This is a genomic window from Enterobacter cloacae complex sp. P47BA (assembly GCF_014930485.1).
In the GTDB taxonomy this organism is placed as follows: Bacteria; Pseudomonadota; Gammaproteobacteria; order Enterobacterales; family Enterobacteriaceae; genus Enterobacter; species Enterobacter bugandensis.
This window is the reverse complement of the sequence record NZ_JADBRF010000023.1, coordinates 22,352-39,319: the sequence shown is the minus strand read 5'-3', so window position 1 is coordinate 39,319 and position 16,968 is coordinate 22,352. Positions and strand designations below refer to the sequence as shown.

Here is a 16,968-nt window from a genome sequence, read left to right as displayed (position 1 = left end):
TAAAACGTGATCAATTTAACACCTTGCCGGTTGACCGTAAAGAAAGATGCGCTACATACAAGTGTAGCACCGTTCTGTACGTGTAAATTCCTGAATACGGCTATGGCTGACGAATACGCCGCCTTGTCCCTCTCACGCTTCATCAACCGTAAAACTGCCATCCCAGAGTCAACAATGTTAGGATGGTTAGCGATTGATAATGACGGTAACAAGCATGTTAGACAATGTTTTGAGAATTGCCACACGCCAAAGCCCTCTCGCGCTCTGGCAGGCACATTATGTTAAGCAGCGCCTTGAAGCCTGCCACAGTGGATTGCGCGTCGAGCTGGTGCCGATGGTCACGCGCGGTGACGTGATTCTGGATACGCCGCTGGCGAAAGTGGGCGGCAAGGGCCTGTTTGTCAAAGAGCTGGAACTGGCATTGCTTGAGAACCGCGCCGATATCGCCGTACATTCGATGAAAGACGTGCCCGTCGAGTTCCCGGAAGGGCTGGGGCTGGTGACCATCTGCGAGCGCGAAGATCCGCGTGACGCGTTTGTCTCGAACCACTATGACTCGCTCGACGCGCTGCCGGCGGGTAGCGTGGTTGGCACGTCCAGTTTACGCCGTCAGTGTCAGCTGGCGGAGCGTCGTCCTGACCTTATCATCCGCTCGCTGCGCGGTAACGTTGGCACGCGTCTGGGCAAGCTGGATAACGGCGATTACGATGCCATTATTCTTGCCGTTGCAGGCCTGAAGCGCCTGGGGCTGGAGGAACGCATTCGCGTGGCGTTGCCACCAGAGCTGTCGCTGCCGGCCGTCGGACAGGGCGCCGTCGGCATTGAGTGCCGTCTGAACGATGCGCGCACCCGCGAGCTGCTCGCTCCGCTGAACCATGACGAGACCGCAACCCGCGTAAAAGCCGAGCGGGCGATGAATACTCGCCTCGAAGGCGGGTGTCAGGTGCCGATTGGCAGCTATGCTGAATTAACAGACGGTGAACTGTGGCTGCGTGCGCTGGTGGGCGCGCCGGACGGTTCACAGATGGTGCGCGGCGAACGTCGCGGCAAGCCGCAGGATGCCGAAGCGCTTGGCGTGTCGCTGGCGGAAGAGCTGCTGAATAACGGCGCACGTGAAATTCTGGCCGAGGTCTATAACGGAGAACCCCCTGCATGAGTATTCTTGTCACCCGCCCTTCTCCCGCAGGAGAGCAGTTAGTGAGCCGTCTGCGCGCACTGGGGCAGGTGGCCTGGAGTTTTCCGCTAATTGAATTCTCCCCCGGTCGGGAGCTCTCTGCGCTCGCCGACCAGATGAATACTCTTCAGGAAGGCGACCTGCTGTTTGCGCTATCGCAGCATGCCGTGGAATTTGCCCATGCGCAGCTGCAACAGGCGGGAACACGCTGGCCGACCGCTCCGCGCTATTTCGCTATCGGCAGAACCACCGCGCTGGCCTTACATACCGTGAGTGGAACAGACGTTCGCTACCCGTTGGATCGGGAAATCAGCGAAGTCTTGCTACAATTACCTGAATTACAAACTATTGCCGGAAAGCGCGCGCTCATTTTGCGCGGCAACGGTGGCCGCGAACTGCTGGGTGAAACGTTGCGGGAACGCGGGGCTGACGTCACGTTTGTTGAGTGCTACCAGCGCTGTGCGAAACACTACGACGGTGCTGAAGAGGCGATGCGCTGGCACGCGCGCGGTATTAATACGCTGGTGGTCACCAGCGGTGAAATGTTACAACAGCTTTGGTCGCTAATACCGCGTTGGTATCGCGAAAACTGGTTACTCCGCTGTCGGCTTCTGGTCGTCAGTGAGCGTCTGGCGAACCTCGCCCGGGAACTGGGCTGGCAGGATATTCGGATCGCTGATAACGCCGACAACGATGCGCTGCTGCGCGCATTACAATAACTCTCAAATGGGAAGCCATAATGACGGAACACGAAAAATCCTCCGCCGTGGTTGAAGAGACCAGGGAGACTGTGGAGACAACGCCACAGCCAGAGACGACTGAGAAAACCGCTGAGAAGAAAAACGGCAGCAATAAAACCAGCCTCGCGCTGAGCGCGATTGCCATCGCCATTGCGCTGGCAGCAGGCGCCGGCCTGTATGGTCTGGTAAAGCAACAGAGTGCTAACCAGACGGCCACCAGCGATACGCTGGTCAATCAGCTTACCTCCCTGCAAAAAGCGCAGGAAACGCAGAAAACCGAGCTGGAAGCGGTGATTAAGCAGCAGGCCGCCGCGCTTGCCGAGGCGAACAGCAAACAGGAAGAGCTGACCAAACAGCTGGGCGAAGTACAGCAGAAAGTCGCCACCATCTCCGGCACCGATGCCAAAACCTGGCTGCTCTCGCAGGCCGATTTCCTCGTCAAACTCGCCGGGCGTAAGCTGTGGAGCGATCAGGACGTGACCACCGCCGCCGCGCTGCTGAAAAGCGCCGATGCGAGCCTGGCCGACATGAACGACCCGAGCCTCATTACCGCGCGCCGTGCGATTACCGAAGATATTGCCAGCCTCTCCGCCGTTTCACAGGTGGATTACGACGGCATTATCCTCAAGGTGAACCAGCTTTCGAATCAAATAGATAACCTGCAGCTGGCGGATAACAATGACGACGACTCCCCGATGGACTCTGACGGTACCGAGCTGTCCAGCTCCCTGAGCGAATGGCGCATAAACCTGCAGAAAAGCTGGCAGAACTTTATGGACAGCTTCATCACCATCCGCCGTCGCGATGAAACCGCCGTACCGCTGTTAGCGCCGAATCAGGATATCTATCTGCGCGAAAACATCCGTTCCCGCCTGCTGGTCGCGGCGCAGGCCGTGCCGCGCCATCAGGAAGAAACGTACAAACAGGCGCTGGATAACGTCTCGACGTGGGTACGCGCCTACTACAACACCGATGATGCAACGACCACCGCCTTCCTCGAAGATATCGACAAGCTGAGCCAGCAGAACATCACCATGAACGTGCCGGATAAACTGGCCAGCCAGCCGATTCTGGAGAAGCTGATGCAGACGCGCGTGCGTAACCTGCTGGCGCAGCCGGGCGTTCCGGCCGGGCAGACCGGCACAGCGGCGGCACCAGCGCCTGAAAGCGCGCCACAGGGAGAGTAATGATGCTAAAAGTCCTTTTACTCTTCATCCTGCTGATCGCCGGGATCGTCCTGGGCCCGATGCTTGCGGGTCATCAGGGATACGTCCTGATCCAGACCGATAACTACAACATTGAAACCAGCGTAACGGGTCTGGCGATCGTTCTGATCCTCGGCGTCGTGGTCCTGCTTGCCGTTGAATGGATCCTACGCCGTATTTTCCGCACCGGTGCCCATACCCGCGGCTGGTTCGTTGGTCGTAAGCGTCGCCGCGCCCGTAAGCAAACGGAACAGGCACTGCTAAAGCTGGCCGAAGGCGATTACCAGCAGGTTGAAAAGCTGATGTCGAAAAACGCCGATCACGCGGAACAGCCGGTGGTGAACTATCTTCTGGCTGCCGAAGCGGCGCAGCAGCGCGGTGATGAAGCCCGCGCTAACCAGCATCTGGAACGCGCGTCAGAACTGGCGTCTGGCGACCCGATCCCAGTGGAAATTACCCGCGTCCGCCTGCAGCTCGCGCGCAATGAGAACCACGCGGCGCGCCACGGCATTGACCGTCTGCTGGAAATCGCACCGCGTCATCCGGAAGTCCTGCGCCTTGCGGAGCAGGCCTATATTCGTACCGGAGCGTGGGGCTCGTTGCTGGACATTATTCCGTCGATGGCGAAGGCCGAGGTGGGTGATGATGAACATCGTGATGAACTTCAGCGTCTGGCATGGATTGGCCTGATGGATCAGGCGCGCGCCGACCTGGGCAGCGAAGGCCTGAAAACCTGGTGGAAGAATCAGAGCCGGAAAACGCGCCAGCAGGTCCCCCTGCAGGTGGCCATGGCGGAACATCTTATTGAATGTGACGATCATGACACTGCCCAGGAGATCCTTCTCGACGGCCTGAAGCGCCAGTACGACGATCGCCTGGTCATGGTGATCCCGCGCCTGAAAACCAATAACCCTGAGCAGGTCGAAAAAGTGCTGCGCCAGCAGATCAAAACCGTCGGTGACCGTCCGCTGCTGTGGAGTACCCTGGGCCAGTCGCTGATGAAGCACGGCGAATGGCAAGAGGCGAGCCTGGCCTTCCGTGCGGCACTGAAACAGCGTCCGGACGCGTTTGACTACGCGTGGCTTGCCGATACGCTGGACAAACAGCATAAGCCAGAAGAGGCGGCCGCCATGCGGCGCGATGGGCTGTTGCTGACGCTGCAAAATAACGGTAACCCGCAATAAATAAAAAAGGAGGCCAGACGGCCTCCTTTTTTTATCGCCTTTCTCCTGCTACATTCTTTACACCCACATCTGCAAACGAACCCGCCAATGTAACGATGTCTTTTCATTAACCTTTTTTCACACACGCGTACTTTCTGCAGCGTGGATTAAATCGTTTTTGAAAGGAAATCTTCATGAACTCGCTTTTGTATGCGCTTATTGAAGCGCTGCGCTGCCACCGCTGGCTGCGCCTGCTTGCCTGTGCTTTTATCTTTTCTTCGCTGGGAAATGGTCTAACCCAGGTCGTGGTCTTTGGTTTACTGTTAGCGTGGTCGGCCCCGCCCGCCCTGCTCACCCTCGCTTTTCTTTTCGCAACGGTTCCGGGATTCATCGGCAGCGCGATCGGCGAAAAGCTGTGCTCGCGCTATTCTCCAGTATTCCTGCTGATACTGACCGAGGGGCTGGGATTGCTCGCCCTGCTCTTCCCCCTGCTCGGTGCGGGTTATCACAGTATTGCCTCGCTACTCGCCGTGCAATCCACCGAAGCGCTGCTCAGCGGGATGAGCTGGCCCGCGCTGACATTGCTCTTTAAACGCGGACTTAGCGAAACAGAGCTGCCTGCTGCGACCTGTCTGGAAAATGTGATTTTTGCTTCTCAGGTGTTATTAGGTACTGGACTCGGCGTGGTGCTATTCAAGCAGACCTCCGTGTTTACCTTGCTGGCTATTGATGCCGCCAGTTTTCTCGGGTCGCTGCTGCTGCTGTGGCTGGCCGGGCGGCGGTTTTCTTCGCCATTGCTACCTCTCCCCGGTGAAGAGGCAGCCCACGCGCCACTGCGCTGGCGGACGTTGACCGTTCGGCAAAAGCGCAGCCTGCTCATTTTGCCGGCGCTGGCGGCCGTCGGCTCACCGGCTATGGCGCTACTTCCGGCCCTGGCGCAGCAGCTCCATCCTCAGAATGCGGCGGGCCTTGCTCTGCCTCTGCTTTTCGCAAGGAGCATGGGCCAACTTTGCGGCCCCATGCTGCTAAAAAAAGAGAGCCTGACGCGCATTGCCGTCCACACGCCGCGAATCATCGTTTGTCTCGGTATTTTTCTTGCCGCTTATGGAATGCTGCCGTTGTTGTCCGGGTGGATGGCATGTGCGCTGGGGATGATCTTTATCGCGCATCTGGCCTCAAACGTTCTCTTCGCAGCCGGCACGTTTGGCGTACTCAGCAGTTTTCATATCACGCAAACCGCGTCAGCCAGCGGTAAAGCCTGGCGCTGGCAAACGCTCAGCGCCTCGCTTTTCACCGGCATTACAGCGATAGTGGCTGTTGGGCTTGGCTCAGTGCTGGCGCTCTATACGGTCTCGTCAGCCGCCCTGCTGTTGGTCGCCCTGATCATGCGTGGGTATCGGGAATAAGACATAAAAAAACGCCTGCTATAAAAGCAGGCGTTAAAACAGGTCTGTAAGACAACATATTTGGTGCTTCACTCAACGTTATGTCCATGGTGTCTGATGAGGCCGAAGCGACATCTGTCAGTGGACGATAAGCACCGTAAATGGCTCTGCGTCATTCCTGAGTTTATGAGGCACTAAGGCGAACATAAGAGATGGAATGAGCATCTACGCGTATATTATTGCACGTTACGTGCCAGATTTACACGCAGAACTTTTACATGGCGCAACATTTTAAGATAAAAGGAAATTATGCTGTTAAGTCGCACCTGAAGCTTCATAGCGTATCGGCAAAAGCAGAAATATGTCGCCAGGAAGAGACAGTAAATCCCACAAATAATTATTTATCTTATTTTCAATGACTTGCATGTCACTGAATCGCGACAATGATAAAGGGTGCTTTCTGGAGATAACGACAGGGGAGAAAACTTACAGAAAACAAAAAACCCCGCCGAAGCGGGGTTCAAAATTGGTCGGCGAGAGAGGATTCGAACCTCCGACCCACTGGTCCCAAACCAGTTGCGCTACCAAGCTGCGCTACTCGCCGATGTACTGCTTTTTTGAATTTTTAGTTCAATTCATTTAAAAAGTCGTGGTGCGAGGGGGGGGACTCGAACCCCCACATCCTAAGGACACTAACACCTGAAGCTAGCGCGTCTACCAATTCCGCCACCTTCGCAATTCACAACTCTTTCAATAATGGGGTGGCTAATGGGATTCGAACCCACGACAACTGGAATCACAATCCAGGGCTCTACCAACTGAGCTATAGCCACCACTGTATTCTTTCACGCGGTACTGACTACTTCTCAGACCACCGCAGCTCTAGCGCCGGGAACTAAAATGGCGCGCCCGACAGGATTCGAACCTGAGACCTCTGCCTCCGGAGGGCAGCGCTCTATCCAGCTGAGCTACGGGCGCTTAGCGCCGTTGCGGGGCTGGATATTACGTACCTCCGTCCCCGCTGTCTAGTGCTTTTTTGAAAAAAATGCGCGTTTGGTTATGGTTTGCACATTTTGCCGCTTATTCCTCCACTTTCTGCGTAGTGGCACGGCGACCCAGGCCAAAAAGCTTATACGCGGCCGTCACTGCCGCCAGGAAGATCAGTCCGACAAACAGCGACATGCGGGTATCTTCATTAAAGTACATTCCAATTAATACGCAAATCAGGAACGCCATCGTCAAATAGTTCGCATACGGGAAAAGGATCGAGCGGAACGGATGGCTGGCGATCGCTTTTTTATGCGCATGGCGAAAACGCAGCTGGCTGATGAGGATAACAAACCACGGCACCATGCCCGGCAGCACGCTGGCGCTGTAGACGTAAACAAACACGCGCTGCGGATTAGGGATGATGTAATTCAGGCAGGAGCCAATCAGCAGGATGACAATGGAGACCGCGACGCCCGCTACCGGCACGCCAGCACGTGAGACTTTACTCATTGCCGCAGGCAGCTGGTTATTTTTCGAGAGCGCGTAGAGCATACGGCCACAGCTGTACATCCCGCTGTTACAGCCTGACAGCGCTGCCGTCAGGACCACAAAGTTGATGATACCCGCTGCTGCTGTAATCCCAATCTTCGCAAAGGTTAATACGAACGGGCTCCCCGTCGTGCCGATTTCGTTCCACGGGAAGATGGTCACAATAACGAAGATTGCGCCCACGTAGAAAATCAGGATGCGCCAAAGCACTTTGCCCACCGCGCTACGCAGCGTAACCTGCGGGTTTTTCGCTTCCCCGGCGGTAATCCCGATCAGCTCCACGCCCTGATACGAGGCCACAACAATACACAGCGCCGTCAGGAAGCCCTTCCAGCCGCCGGCGAAGAAGCCGCCATGTTCAGTCAGGTTGCCAAAGCCGATGGCGTGTCCGCCGTTGCCAAAGCCATAGAAAATCACGCCCAGGCCAATAACAATCATCACGATGATGGTGGTTACTTTGATCATCGCAAACCAGAACTCGATTTCACCGTAAAGGCGCACGGCGGCCAGGTTTGCCAGCGCCACCAGCCCCACGGCAATGAGTGCCGGTATCCACTGGACCATGTCCGGGAACCAGAACTGGACGTAAACCCCTATGGCGGTGATTTCAGAGATGCCCACCGCCATCCACATAAACCAGTATGACCAGGCCGTCAGGTAGCCGAAGAACGGGCTCATATAGCGGTGTGCGTAAACGGCGAAGGAACCGGTCACCGGCTCCAGAAAGAGCATTTCGCCCATTGAGCGCATGATGAAGAAAACAAACAGCCCGGCGATGATATACGCCAGTAATACGGAAGGGCCTGCCCATTTGAGGGTGCTTGCGGAGCCCATAAACAGGCCAACGCCGATAGTGCCGCCCAGCGCTATCAGTTCGATATGACGAGCTTCCAGCCCACGCTGTAGCTCCGGTTGTTTCTCTGCCATAGATCCTCGATTGTGTTTGCTGTTTCCCGGCTTAATACCGGTTATTGTTTTTTAGGGGTACTAAAATACGGTGCGAATGGTTTCTTAAAATCGGCCAAATGGCAAACGATGCATTAAAAAAATGAATGCATTGCACAAATTATCAGCAGTTTTGCAGGTGAGTTGCAGCGCGAACAGCATATCGCGCTACATTTTGATTACATTTTACCGGTATAGTGCCAGGTGAGGTAGCGAAGCAGTCGAATCTGTCGTTTAATGCGGGTGGGTTGGGAGAGCAGGCGGTAGAGCCACTCCAGCCCCATATTTTGCCAAATCTTCGGCGCGCGCTTCACGTGGCCGGTAAAGACATCGTAGGTGCCGCCGACGCCCATATAAAGCGCATCCGGGCAGACCAGACGGCAGTCGCGCATCAGGATCTCCTGGCGCGGGGACCCCATTGCCACGGTGACGATTTTTGCCCCGCTGTCGTGCACGCGGGCAAACAAAGCCTGCTGGTCTGCAGGCTTGAAGTAACCATTCTGGCTACCAACAATATTAACATTCCATTGACGACGCAGTTTCTCTTCGGTCTCGGCCAGCACCTCAGGCTTACCGCCAATCAGGAACACCGGCGTACCCTCCGCACCAGCGCGGGCCATAAGCTGCTCCCAGAGATCGGCACCCGCCACGCGAGATACATTAGCGTCAGGATATTTTTTACGGATAGAGCGGACCACGCTGATACCGTCCGCGTATTTAAATTCAGCCGCTTCTATCAGGCTTTTGACTTCGGCGTTATCTTCCACCGCCAGCATCTTTTCCGCATTGATAGCGACCAGCGTACCGGATTTCATCTGCCCGTCGGCGAACAAAAAATCCAGCGCGTGCTGCATGTCGCGCCAGCCAATCAGCTGCAAACCACGAAGCGCATAGCGCGGTGCAGAAGTTTTATCAGTCATTACTTTCCCTACTCAGACTTGCGACAGCGTTGTGCTGCCCTGTGGCTCGCGCTTGTGCACAAGCCCTGCGCTGTCGAACAGCCAGTACAACAGTTTGGCCAGTAACAGGCAGATGCCAAAAACGACCATGAAGAACACCACGCGCGAAACGAACGAGTCCAGCCCCTCGCGCGCCAGAACGATCATATTGAAAATGGCACCAAAGCAGAAACTGTGCAAAATGGCCGCTTTATAGCGGTTGGTCTCTTCGTTACCACGCACGTAAAGCCAGTCAAACCACTTAATAATCAACCCTACGACAAACGCGCCCGGCAGGATAAACCAGCCTCCCCCCATCACCACCAGGGAACCAATCAAGGTTGGCGAGATCGCCAGGCCCGAATGGTTGTTCAGCACTTCCCAGGTAAAATAGTTCGCGGTATTGAGTACTACGCCAGGGCGGTCCGGCCACAGCCAGCTCGGGATAAAGACGTAGAAATCGCGCACAATCGGCGCCAGCCCCTGGAAATCAATCTTGTCGTAGTTTTGCAGCAACAATGCCAGGTTTTCCCACGGCGAGAAGGTGTCGCGCGTCAGGTAGAGGAACGTGTAAAACGCCTCGTCGCCCGCCACGTTCATCCCGTAGCGCTTCAGCGCCAGCCAGAACATCCCCACAATGCCAAATACCCCTGCCGCAACCAGCATCCACAGCGAGATCCAGCCGCGGATGATGCCGATGAACAGGAAGATAGCGAAAGCGATGATAATGTTGGCACGCGTACCGCCCACGATCATGTAGGTCAGGATACCGAACGCAACCGTACTGACCAGGAAGAACAGCCACGCCTTGCTGTCCTGGCGAAGGAAGAAGATCACCAGCATCGCCGGGATGAAGAAATAGAAGAATCGCTTAAGCGCCACGCCTGACACTTCAGCCGAAAAAATCTGGCTGTAGGAGTGGAGCTTAAACAGCAGGAAGCCGTTATGCATGAAGAAGATGCCGACGCTGACCAGGGCGATCGTCATGAGCATCACCCACGTCAGATGGGTCTCCACCCGGTTCATGGTAAAGAGCGCCCGACGCGGGGCAGCGGCCTGCGCTGGTCGCAGACGCGTTTTATAGGTGACGTAGTAAACACCATAGAAGCAGGTCGCCGCCAGCAGGGCCTGGAGAAGAATTTCCGGCGGCGCGACGCTCACGTCAAAACGGAAGACCAGAATGCTGGTCAGCGGGAAGCCGAAGAAGAAGGTCAGCAGAAACAGCAACGAGAAGAATACGTTAAAGTTGAAGCGCACCCGGCGGAACTCAAACCAGGTGAGCGTGGCGATAAATAGCGTGCTCAGAAGCCAGACAACCAGTAAGCCGCTAAACTGCAACTGACTCATGCGTTGTCTCCTGAAGCGATACGCAGCGCGCGGTGCCACGGCGTGAGGTAATTCGGGCTGAAAAAGTCGATGCTATTTTTATCCACCAGCGTGAGCTGGCGTTGTGCTTCACGTACCACTTCGACATTCAGCGCGTCTGAGGTGAACAACACCGGAATATGCTGCTCGGCCATGTCCTGCCAGAACGGGTTTTCACGATTAAGCACGCACGGTACACCCGCCTGAATCAGCAGGCACAGCGTACCAATCCCCTGCTGGCGAGCAAAGATGAAATAGCCCAGATCGCATTTTCGCAGCAGCGCAAGATAGTCATCAAACTCCAGCTTTTCGCTGAGAATGTGCAGATTTTCTTCGCTGAATAACGCAAGCCCCTGCTGGCGAACCTCATCAATGTAGGCGTCGTTGTTGGCCGGATAACCCATCGGCACCACCACGTTCACCGTGTCGCCAAACTGCTGGTGTACCGCCCGGAGCGCGGCGACATGTTCGTTACTGCGGTCGCCGGAATTCCCCACCAGCACCATCAGCTTGCCTTCGCGAACCGCGTCATTCGCCATGGTGTTCAGCGCCGGATCCATACGGGTTGGGAAATAGAGTAGCTCACCGCGCACGTTAGGGTGCTGCTTCGCAAAATAATTCAGATCGCCACGGGTGGCAAAAACGCGGCCCACCCTTCCCTGCGCCATGCGACGCAGCGGATAGAAAAGACGGAATTTCCAGCCGCGCGAGACTTCGTAGAGATCGGCTCCCCAGATATGCCAGCTGCACTGGGAGGGTTTAATTCCCCCGCTGAGCAGAGCCAGCCACAGGCCGGTATTGAACTGCCCGTGGAAAAAGAAACGTTGCTCACGATCCGCTTTGGCTTTGGCAATAACCGCCTTCGCCAGGGTAGCTTTATCCGGCCAGAAGGTGATTGTCAGCGCCGGAAACGCCGCGCTCAGGCCATTATCCTGACCTGCAACCATAAACTCGCGCGCATCAGGATTGCCCGATGCCAGCTCGTCGTTGAAGAACCGCAAAACGGTCTGGTTATGGTGTGGGATATCCGATCCCAGGATGTGAATCAGTGCAGTCATGCGCGTTTACGCCACAATAAAAATACGCCGCAGCAGGCAGCGAAATAAACGATATAGGTTGCCATGTAGGCCTGAGCCGCCCCCAGCGCACCGTGCGCGGGTATCAGCCAGTGTGAAAATGCTGTCAGCAATGCAAACTGGCTAACCTCCGCGAGGATATACAGCCGCAGCGAGGCTTTCGCAATCACCAGATAGCCGAAAACGTAAGCACCCACTTTCAGCACATCACCCACCAGTTGCCAGGCAAAAAGATCGCGCATGGCGGTAAACTTCGCCGAGAACAGCAGCCAGATGGCGACATCACGCAATAACCAGACGGTCAAACTGGCCGCCGCCACTGCGGGTAATACAAAACGCAGGGAGCGGAAAATTTCGCGGGTAATATCCTGCCTGGACGTCAGACGCGATAAGGTTGGCAGCAAATAAACGCTAAAGGAAGCCGTTATAAACTGGAGGTAAGCATCGGAAATACTGCTTACGCCCTGCCAGATCCCCACCTCATCCCAGCTGTAATGCGCCGCCAGCAGGTTTCGCATCATCACGTAGGCCACCGGCAGCGTGACGGAAGTAATGAGCGCCATCAGGGTAAACTTACCCAGCTGGCTGGCAAGCACCTTGTCCCATTGCGGTTTCAGGTAGCTCAGAGGAATAACGCCCTGGCGCATCAGCATGAACGCCGCAGGCACAACAACCAGTGCCGGAACCAGCGCCAGCCCAAGCAGTGCGCCTTCATAGCCGCCCAGGCGGTAGCAGAAATAATAGGCAATCACGCCGATGACGCTACCCAGGATGAGCGCAAGCGCGTTCCCGGCAGCATCGCGAAAACCTTTCATCAGCGCCAGCAGCAGGTTAGCCCAGGCAATGCCCATCTGGACCAGCGCGACCAGACGCACCAGCCCCTGATAATGGGTGTGCCCGAACAATCCCTGGCTAATGGGCGCCGCGGCCAGCAGAAACACCATCGCCAGCAGGGTCGAAAAGCCCGTGACCATTGCCGACGCGGTGCCCACTACCCTGCGAAGCTGGGCCGCATCATCATGATACTGAGCAACGTATTTGGTTACGCCGTTGAAGATTCCGGCACCGGCCAGCACCCCAAGGACGGTAACAAGCTGGCGGAAGTTGCCCGCCAGCCCGACGCCTGAGGGGCCGAATGAGACGGCCAGCAGCTTGACGACCAGCAGTCCGGCACCAATTTTTACAAGCGTGGACGCGGCGGTCCACACCGATGCTTTTGCCAGAGACATATCAGCCGAAATAGCTCAGAAGGGTATTGATCACCGTACGCTGGTTAACTGGCGCGAGGTTGAAGAACAGTGGCAGGCGAAGCAAACGCTCACTTTCTTTCGTGGTGTAACGGTCTTCACCTGCGAACATCCCAAACGCTTCGCCCGCCGGGCTGGAGTGCAGCGGAATATAGTGAAAGACCGCCATAATTTCGGCTTCTTTCAGCCAGGCGATGAGCTGGCTGCGATCGTCGTTATCGCGCAGCTTGATGTAAAACATGTGGGCGTTGTGGACGCAATCGGCCGGAATGGTTGGCAGCTCAATGCGTCCGGCTTTTGCCAGCGGCTCAAGCGCATCGTAATAGGTTTGCCACAGGGACAGGCGCTGGAGATTAATTCGCTCTGCCGCTTCCAGCTGTGCCCACAGGTACGCTGCCTGCAGGTCGGCCATCAGATAGCTTGAGCCGATATCACGCCAGGTGTACTTATCAACCTGACCGCGGAAGAATTGGCTGCGGTTGGTGCCTTTTTCACGGATCACTTCCGCACGCTCAACCAGCGCACGATCGTTAATCAGCGTCGCACCGCCCTCACCGCCGGCAGTGTAGTTTTTCGTTTCGTGGAAGCTGAAGCAGCCGATGTGGCCGATAGTGCCCAGCGCGCGCCCCTTGTAGGTGGACATCACGCCCTGCGCGGCATCTTCTACCACAAACAGGTTGTGCTTTTTGGCGATTGCCATGATGGTGTCCATTTCACAGGCCACGCCCGCGTAGTGAACCGGCACAATCGCACGCGTTTTGTCGGTGATCGCCGCTTCAATCAGCGTCTCATCAATGTTCATGGTGTCCGGGCGGATATCCACAAAGACGATTTTCGCTCCGCGCAGGACAAATGCATTCGCGGTAGAGACGAAGGTATAGCTCGGCATGATCACTTCATCACCGGGCTGGATATCCAGCAGCAGGGCCGCCATTTCCAGCGATGCCGTGCAGGACGGGGTCAGCAGCACTTTAGCACTGCGAAAACGCTGCTCCATCCACTGCTGACAGCGACGGGTAAAACCACCGTCACCGCAGAGTTTGCCGCTGCCCATGGCAGACTGCATATAGTCGAGCTCGGTTCCCACGACGGGTGGTGCGTTAAATGGAATCATCTTGTCACCTGTATAACCAGTAGGCGGTGGCGTCGATGTTGGCACCACTCGCAATATAACGTTTAAGCGCGGCGGTGTTGCCCACCTGGGTCGCCACCCGCAGCGTCTCAACCTGCTGCAGCTGCGCCCAGTGCAGCGCCGCCTGCATGAGTTTCTCCCCCATGCCGCGCCCGGCTAATAAGCCAATACGCGCCTCGCGCTCGTTAAGCTTGCGCAGCGAGACAAATCCCTGGATCTGGCCGTTCGCTGCACGGAAAATCAGGCAGACGTGGTCAAAGGTACCTTTGACCGCATTCTCTACCCACTGGGCATAGAAACGTCCGCTATCGTCAGGCGCATACCAGGGCGTGCGAAAGCGGCTCTGCGCAAACGCCCGGGCCGCCATCTGGCGCAGCACAGGAATGTCCTGTTCCGTTGCAATTTCCGCGCCGGACGCATCGTGCCGGGTGAGGGTGATGGAAAGGTCTACCTCGCCTTCAACCAGTTGAAAACCGTGTTGCTGGAGCGCGTCAAGCAGGTCGGCACGGTCCGCCGGGATCTTAGCCTGCACGCGCTGCCAGGCGCTGAAGTCCACTTCCTGCAGAGCGGGCGCATTCTCGCGCCAGCGGACTATCGCCGAGGGGCGGGCAAAAAATGCGCTTTCCCACTCAAGGGATTCCAGCACGCCGTGGAGTGCACTCAACGCCAGACGCCTTTCGTATCAACCACATACTGCTGACGCACTGCATCACCGGACGTCGCTTTAAACTCTTTATGGTCCACCAGCAGCACCAGCAGGTCCGCCGTCGCCAGCGCGTCATTGAGCGTCGTCAGCGTGCAGTGCCCCGCCATTTTTGCCGGCAGTTCATGAATATTTGGCTCGACCACCAGCGTTTCGCCCTTATGCCATTCGGCAATCATCTCAGCAATTTCCATCGCCGGGCTTTCGCGCAGATCGTCAATATTGGGTTTAAATGCCAGACCAAAGCAGGCAATTTTCAGCTCGCTGGCGCGCTTGCCGCTCTCTGCCAGACAATCCGCTACCGTCGCTTTAACCTGGTTGAGCACCCAGTGAGGTTTGCTATCGTTCACTTCACGCGCGGTGCGAATCAGGCGCGCCTGCGCCGGGTTCTGCGCCACGATAAACCACGGGTCGACGGCGATACAGTGACCGCCCACCCCTGGGCCAGGCTGGAGAATGTTGACGCGCGGATGGCGATTCGCCAGGCGGATTAACTCCCAGACGTTAATCCCCTGATCGGCACAGATCAGCGACAGTTCGTTTGCAAAGGCGATGTTAACGTCACGGAAGCTGTTTTCCGTCAGCTTGCACATCTCGGCGGTGCGGGAGTTGGTTACCACGCATTCGCCTTCCAGGAAAATCTTGTACAGCGCGCTGGCGCGTTCAGAACAGACCGGCGTCATGCCGCCTATCACCCGGTCGTTTTTAATCAGTTCGACCATCACCTGCCCCGGCAGCACGCGCTCCGGGCAGTAGGCGATGTTGATATCCGCCTGCTCACCGGCCTGCTGCGGGAAGCGTAAATCAGGACGCGCATCGGCCAGCCACTGCGCCATCTGCTCGGTAGCGCCGACGGGAGAAGTCGACTCCAGAATTACCAGCGCCCCTTTCTTCAGCACGGGGGCAATAGATTTTGCCGCCGCCTCGACGTAGACCATATCGGGCTCGTGGTCGCCTTTAAAGGGCGTTGGAACGGCAATCAGGTAGGCATCCGCTTCCACTGGCGTCGTGCTGGCGCGCAGGAAGCCGCCATCAACCGCCTCTTTCACCACGCGGTCAAGATCGGGCTCCACAATATGAATTTCGCCACGATTAATGGTTTCTACCGCACGTGCGTTGATATCCACACCAACAACCTGCTTTTGACGGGAGGCGAATGCCGCCGCAGTAGGCAGGCCAATGTAGCCAAGACCAATGACAGAGATGGTAGTAAAACTCATAGCGATACCCGATTGTGTTTAAGTGCTTGCAAAATACGGCCACAAGCCTGCCCGTCTCCGTAGGGATTGTGGGCCCGGCTCATCGCCTGATACGCTTCATCGTCGTGCAGAAGGCGCGTGACCTCTTCGACGATGAGCTGTGCGTTGGTGCCGACAAGACGCACTGTCCCGGCTTTAACCGCTTCCGGACGTTCAGTGGTTTCACGCATCACCAGCACCGGCTTGCCAAGAGAGGGCGCTTCTTCCTGAATCCCACCGGAATCGGTGAGGATCAGCCAGGCGTGGTTCATCAGCCAGACAAACGGCATGTAGTCCTGCGGTTCAATCAGCAGCACGTTTTCGACGTGGCCCAGGATGCGGTTGACCGGCTCGCTGACGTTAGGGTTAAGGTGTACCGGATAGACAATTTGCACATCGTCGTTCTGCGCGGCGATTTCAGCCAGCGCGTGACAGATTTGCTCAAAGCCCCGACCAAAGCTTTCGCGACGGTGGCCAGTGACCAGAATGGTTTTTTTGCCGTTATTCAGGAAAGGATAGCGGGCAGCGAGTTCTTTCTGCAGATCGCTGTTTGCCAGCACGCGATCGCGTACCCAAATCAACGCGTCAATGACCGTATTGCCGGTAACAAAGATGTTGTTATCGGCGACATTTTCACGCAGCAGGTTCTGGCGAGAGTTCTCGGTTGGCGCAAAATGGTACATCGCCAGATGCCCGGTAAGCGTACGGTTGGCCTCTTCCGGCCACGGAGAATAAAGATTGCCAGTGCGCAGGCCCGCTTCAACATGGCCGACGGGAATACGCTGGTAAAACGCGGCCAGGCTTGTTGCCATCGTCGTCGTGGTATCCCCGTGCACCAGCACGACGTCGGGCTTGAATGACTCCAGGATCGGCTTGAGATCCTGCAGAATGCGGCAGGTTATTTCCGTCAATCCCTGTCCCGGCTTCATAATATTAAGGTCGTAATCCGGGACGATGGAAAAGAGGGTTAGGACCTGATCGAGCATCTCACGGTGCTGGGCCGTGACGCAGACCTTCGCTTCAATATCAGGATCGCTGGCCAGCGCATGAACCAGAGGCGCCATCTTAATGGCCTCCGGCCTGGTGCCAAATACGGTAAGTACTTTCACATCGATTCT

General features: G+C 56.6%; 14 protein-coding genes and 4 tRNA genes. 5 read left to right on the top strand and 13 right to left on the bottom strand.

Going from position 1 to position 16,968, the window contains the following annotated elements; translation table 11 throughout:
• The first annotated feature begins 214 nt into the window (after positions 1-214).
• From hemC to IM299_RS20080, 5 genes are all read left to right on the top strand, one after another.
• Positions 215-1,156, top strand: coding sequence for a hydroxymethylbilane synthase (gene hemC, locus IM299_RS20100; protein WP_193358005.1), 942 nt, complete (start codon positions 215-217; stop codon positions 1,154-1,156).
• Positions 1,153-1,893 (top strand): uroporphyrinogen-III synthase, encoded by a 741-nt coding sequence (hemD, locus tag IM299_RS20095; RefSeq protein WP_045631336.1) that lies wholly within the window; start codon positions 1,153-1,155, stop codon positions 1,891-1,893. Before hemC ends, hemD begins: the two co-directional genes overlap by 4 nt.
• 20 nt (positions 1,894-1,913) lie before the next feature.
• A complete protein-coding gene (gene hemX / locus IM299_RS20090) occupies positions 1,914-3,101 on the top strand; it encodes a uroporphyrinogen-III C-methyltransferase (protein WP_193358004.1) in 1,188 nt (395 codons plus the stop codon).
• 2 nt (positions 3,102-3,103) lie between these two features.
• Positions 3,104-4,303 carry a protoheme IX biogenesis protein HemY gene (gene hemY / locus IM299_RS20085; RefSeq protein WP_028014802.1) on the top strand — a complete coding sequence of 400 codons (1,200 nt, stop codon included), beginning with the start codon at positions 3,104-3,106 and terminating at the stop codon, positions 4,301-4,303.
• 173 nt (positions 4,304-4,476) lie between these two features.
• On the top strand, positions 4,477-5,688 hold the full coding sequence (locus IM299_RS20080; RefSeq protein WP_193358003.1) for an MFS transporter: 1,212 nt from the start codon (positions 4,477-4,479) through the stop codon (positions 5,686-5,688).
• Positions 5,689-6,194: 506 nt separating this feature from the next.
• Here IM299_RS20080 and IM299_RS20075 read toward each other — a convergent pair.
• From IM299_RS20075 to wecB, 13 genes are all read right to left on the bottom strand, one after another.
• A tRNA-Pro gene (locus IM299_RS20075) sits at positions 6,195-6,271 on the bottom strand.
• A 46-nt stretch (positions 6,272-6,317) separates the two neighbouring features.
• Positions 6,318-6,403: transfer RNA gene (locus IM299_RS20070), tRNA-Leu, on the bottom strand.
• A 21-nt stretch (positions 6,404-6,424) separates the two neighbouring features.
• A tRNA-His gene (locus tag IM299_RS20065) sits at positions 6,425-6,500 on the bottom strand.
• A 68-nt stretch (positions 6,501-6,568) separates the two neighbouring features.
• Positions 6,569-6,645: transfer RNA gene (locus tag IM299_RS20060), tRNA-Arg, on the bottom strand.
• Positions 6,646-6,747: 102 nt separating this feature from the next.
• Positions 6,748-8,133 carry an amino acid permease gene (locus tag IM299_RS20055; RefSeq protein WP_041911824.1) on the bottom strand — a complete coding sequence of 462 codons (1,386 nt, stop codon included), beginning with the start codon at positions 8,131-8,133 and terminating at the stop codon, positions 6,748-6,750.
• Positions 8,134-8,330: 197 nt separating this feature from the next.
• On the bottom strand, positions 8,331-9,071 hold the full coding sequence (gene wecG / locus IM299_RS20050) for a lipopolysaccharide N-acetylmannosaminouronosyltransferase (protein WP_047362652.1): 741 nt from the start codon (positions 9,069-9,071) through the stop codon (positions 8,331-8,333).
• A 12-nt stretch (positions 9,072-9,083) separates the two neighbouring features.
• The gene (wzyE, locus tag IM299_RS20045; protein ID WP_028014806.1) at positions 9,084-10,436 is read right to left on the bottom strand and encodes an ECA oligosaccharide polymerase; all 1,353 of its coding nucleotides are present in this window, start codon (positions 10,434-10,436) and stop codon (positions 9,084-9,086) included.
• Positions 10,433-11,512 (bottom strand): TDP-N-acetylfucosamine:lipid II N-acetylfucosaminyltransferase, encoded by a 1,080-nt coding sequence (locus IM299_RS20040; protein ID WP_193358002.1) that lies wholly within the window; start codon positions 11,510-11,512, stop codon positions 10,433-10,435. Before IM299_RS20040 ends, wzyE begins: the two co-directional genes overlap by 4 nt.
• Entirely contained in the window at positions 11,509-12,759 is a 1,251-nt protein-coding gene (gene wzxE / locus IM299_RS20035; protein ID WP_193358001.1) for a lipid III flippase WzxE, read from the bottom strand. The genes IM299_RS20040 and wzxE overlap by 4 nt, the downstream gene beginning before the upstream one ends.
• A 1-nt stretch (position 12,760) precedes the next feature.
• A complete protein-coding gene (gene rffA / locus IM299_RS20030) occupies positions 12,761-13,891 on the bottom strand; it encodes a dTDP-4-amino-4,6-dideoxygalactose transaminase (protein WP_041911819.1) in 1,131 nt (376 codons plus the stop codon).
• 4 nt (positions 13,892-13,895) lie between these two features.
• Positions 13,896-14,573 (bottom strand): dTDP-4-amino-4,6-dideoxy-D-galactose acyltransferase, encoded by a 678-nt coding sequence (gene rffC / locus IM299_RS20025; protein ID WP_049138385.1) that lies wholly within the window; start codon positions 14,571-14,573, stop codon positions 13,896-13,898.
• Positions 14,570-15,832 (bottom strand): UDP-N-acetyl-D-mannosamine dehydrogenase, encoded by a 1,263-nt coding sequence (gene wecC / locus IM299_RS20020; RefSeq protein WP_041911817.1) that lies wholly within the window; start codon positions 15,830-15,832, stop codon positions 14,570-14,572. The genes rffC and wecC overlap by 4 nt, the downstream gene beginning before the upstream one ends.
• Positions 15,829-16,959: a non-hydrolyzing UDP-N-acetylglucosamine 2-epimerase gene (gene wecB, locus IM299_RS20015; RefSeq protein WP_028014812.1), complete on the bottom strand. Its 1,131-nt coding sequence runs from the start codon at positions 16,957-16,959 to the stop codon at positions 15,829-15,831. The genes wecC and wecB overlap by 4 nt, the downstream gene beginning before the upstream one ends.
• Positions 16,960-16,968 lie beyond the last annotated feature (9 nt).

Excerpts from the sequence above, each read along its gene's own strand:
- rffA (WP_041911819.1), bottom strand. The coding sequence starts at position 13,891 with ATGATTCCATTTAACGCACCACCCGTCGTGGGAACCGAGCTCGACTAT.
- wzxE (WP_193358001.1), bottom strand. The coding sequence starts at position 12,759 with ATGTCTCTGGCAAAAGCATCGGTGTGGACCGCCGCGTCCACGCTTGTA.
- hemX (WP_193358004.1), top strand. The coding sequence starts at position 1,914 with ATGACGGAACACGAAAAATCCTCCGCCGTGGTTGAAGAGACCAGGGAG.
- IM299_RS20055 (WP_041911824.1), bottom strand. The coding sequence starts at position 8,133 with ATGGCAGAGAAACAACCGGAGCTACAGCGTGGGCTGGAAGCTCGTCAT.
- wzyE (WP_028014806.1), bottom strand. The coding sequence starts at position 10,436 with ATGAGTCAGTTGCAGTTTAGCGGCTTACTGGTTGTCTGGCTTCTGAGC.
- hemD (WP_045631336.1), top strand. The coding sequence starts at position 1,153 with ATGAGTATTCTTGTCACCCGCCCTTCTCCCGCAGGAGAGCAGTTAGTG.
- IM299_RS20040 (WP_193358002.1), bottom strand. The coding sequence starts at position 11,512 with ATGACTGCACTGATTCACATCCTGGGATCGGATATCCCACACCATAAC.
- wecG (WP_047362652.1), bottom strand. The coding sequence starts at position 9,071 with ATGACTGATAAAACTTCTGCACCGCGCTATGCGCTTCGTGGTTTGCAG.
- hemY (WP_028014802.1), top strand. The coding sequence starts at position 3,104 with ATGCTAAAAGTCCTTTTACTCTTCATCCTGCTGATCGCCGGGATCGTC.
- hemC (WP_193358005.1), top strand. The coding sequence starts at position 215 with ATGTTAGACAATGTTTTGAGAATTGCCACACGCCAAAGCCCTCTCGCG.
- wecC (WP_041911817.1), bottom strand. The coding sequence starts at position 15,832 with ATGAGTTTTACTACCATCTCTGTCATTGGTCTTGGCTACATTGGCCTG.
- IM299_RS20080 (WP_193358003.1), top strand. The coding sequence starts at position 4,477 with ATGAACTCGCTTTTGTATGCGCTTATTGAAGCGCTGCGCTGCCACCGC.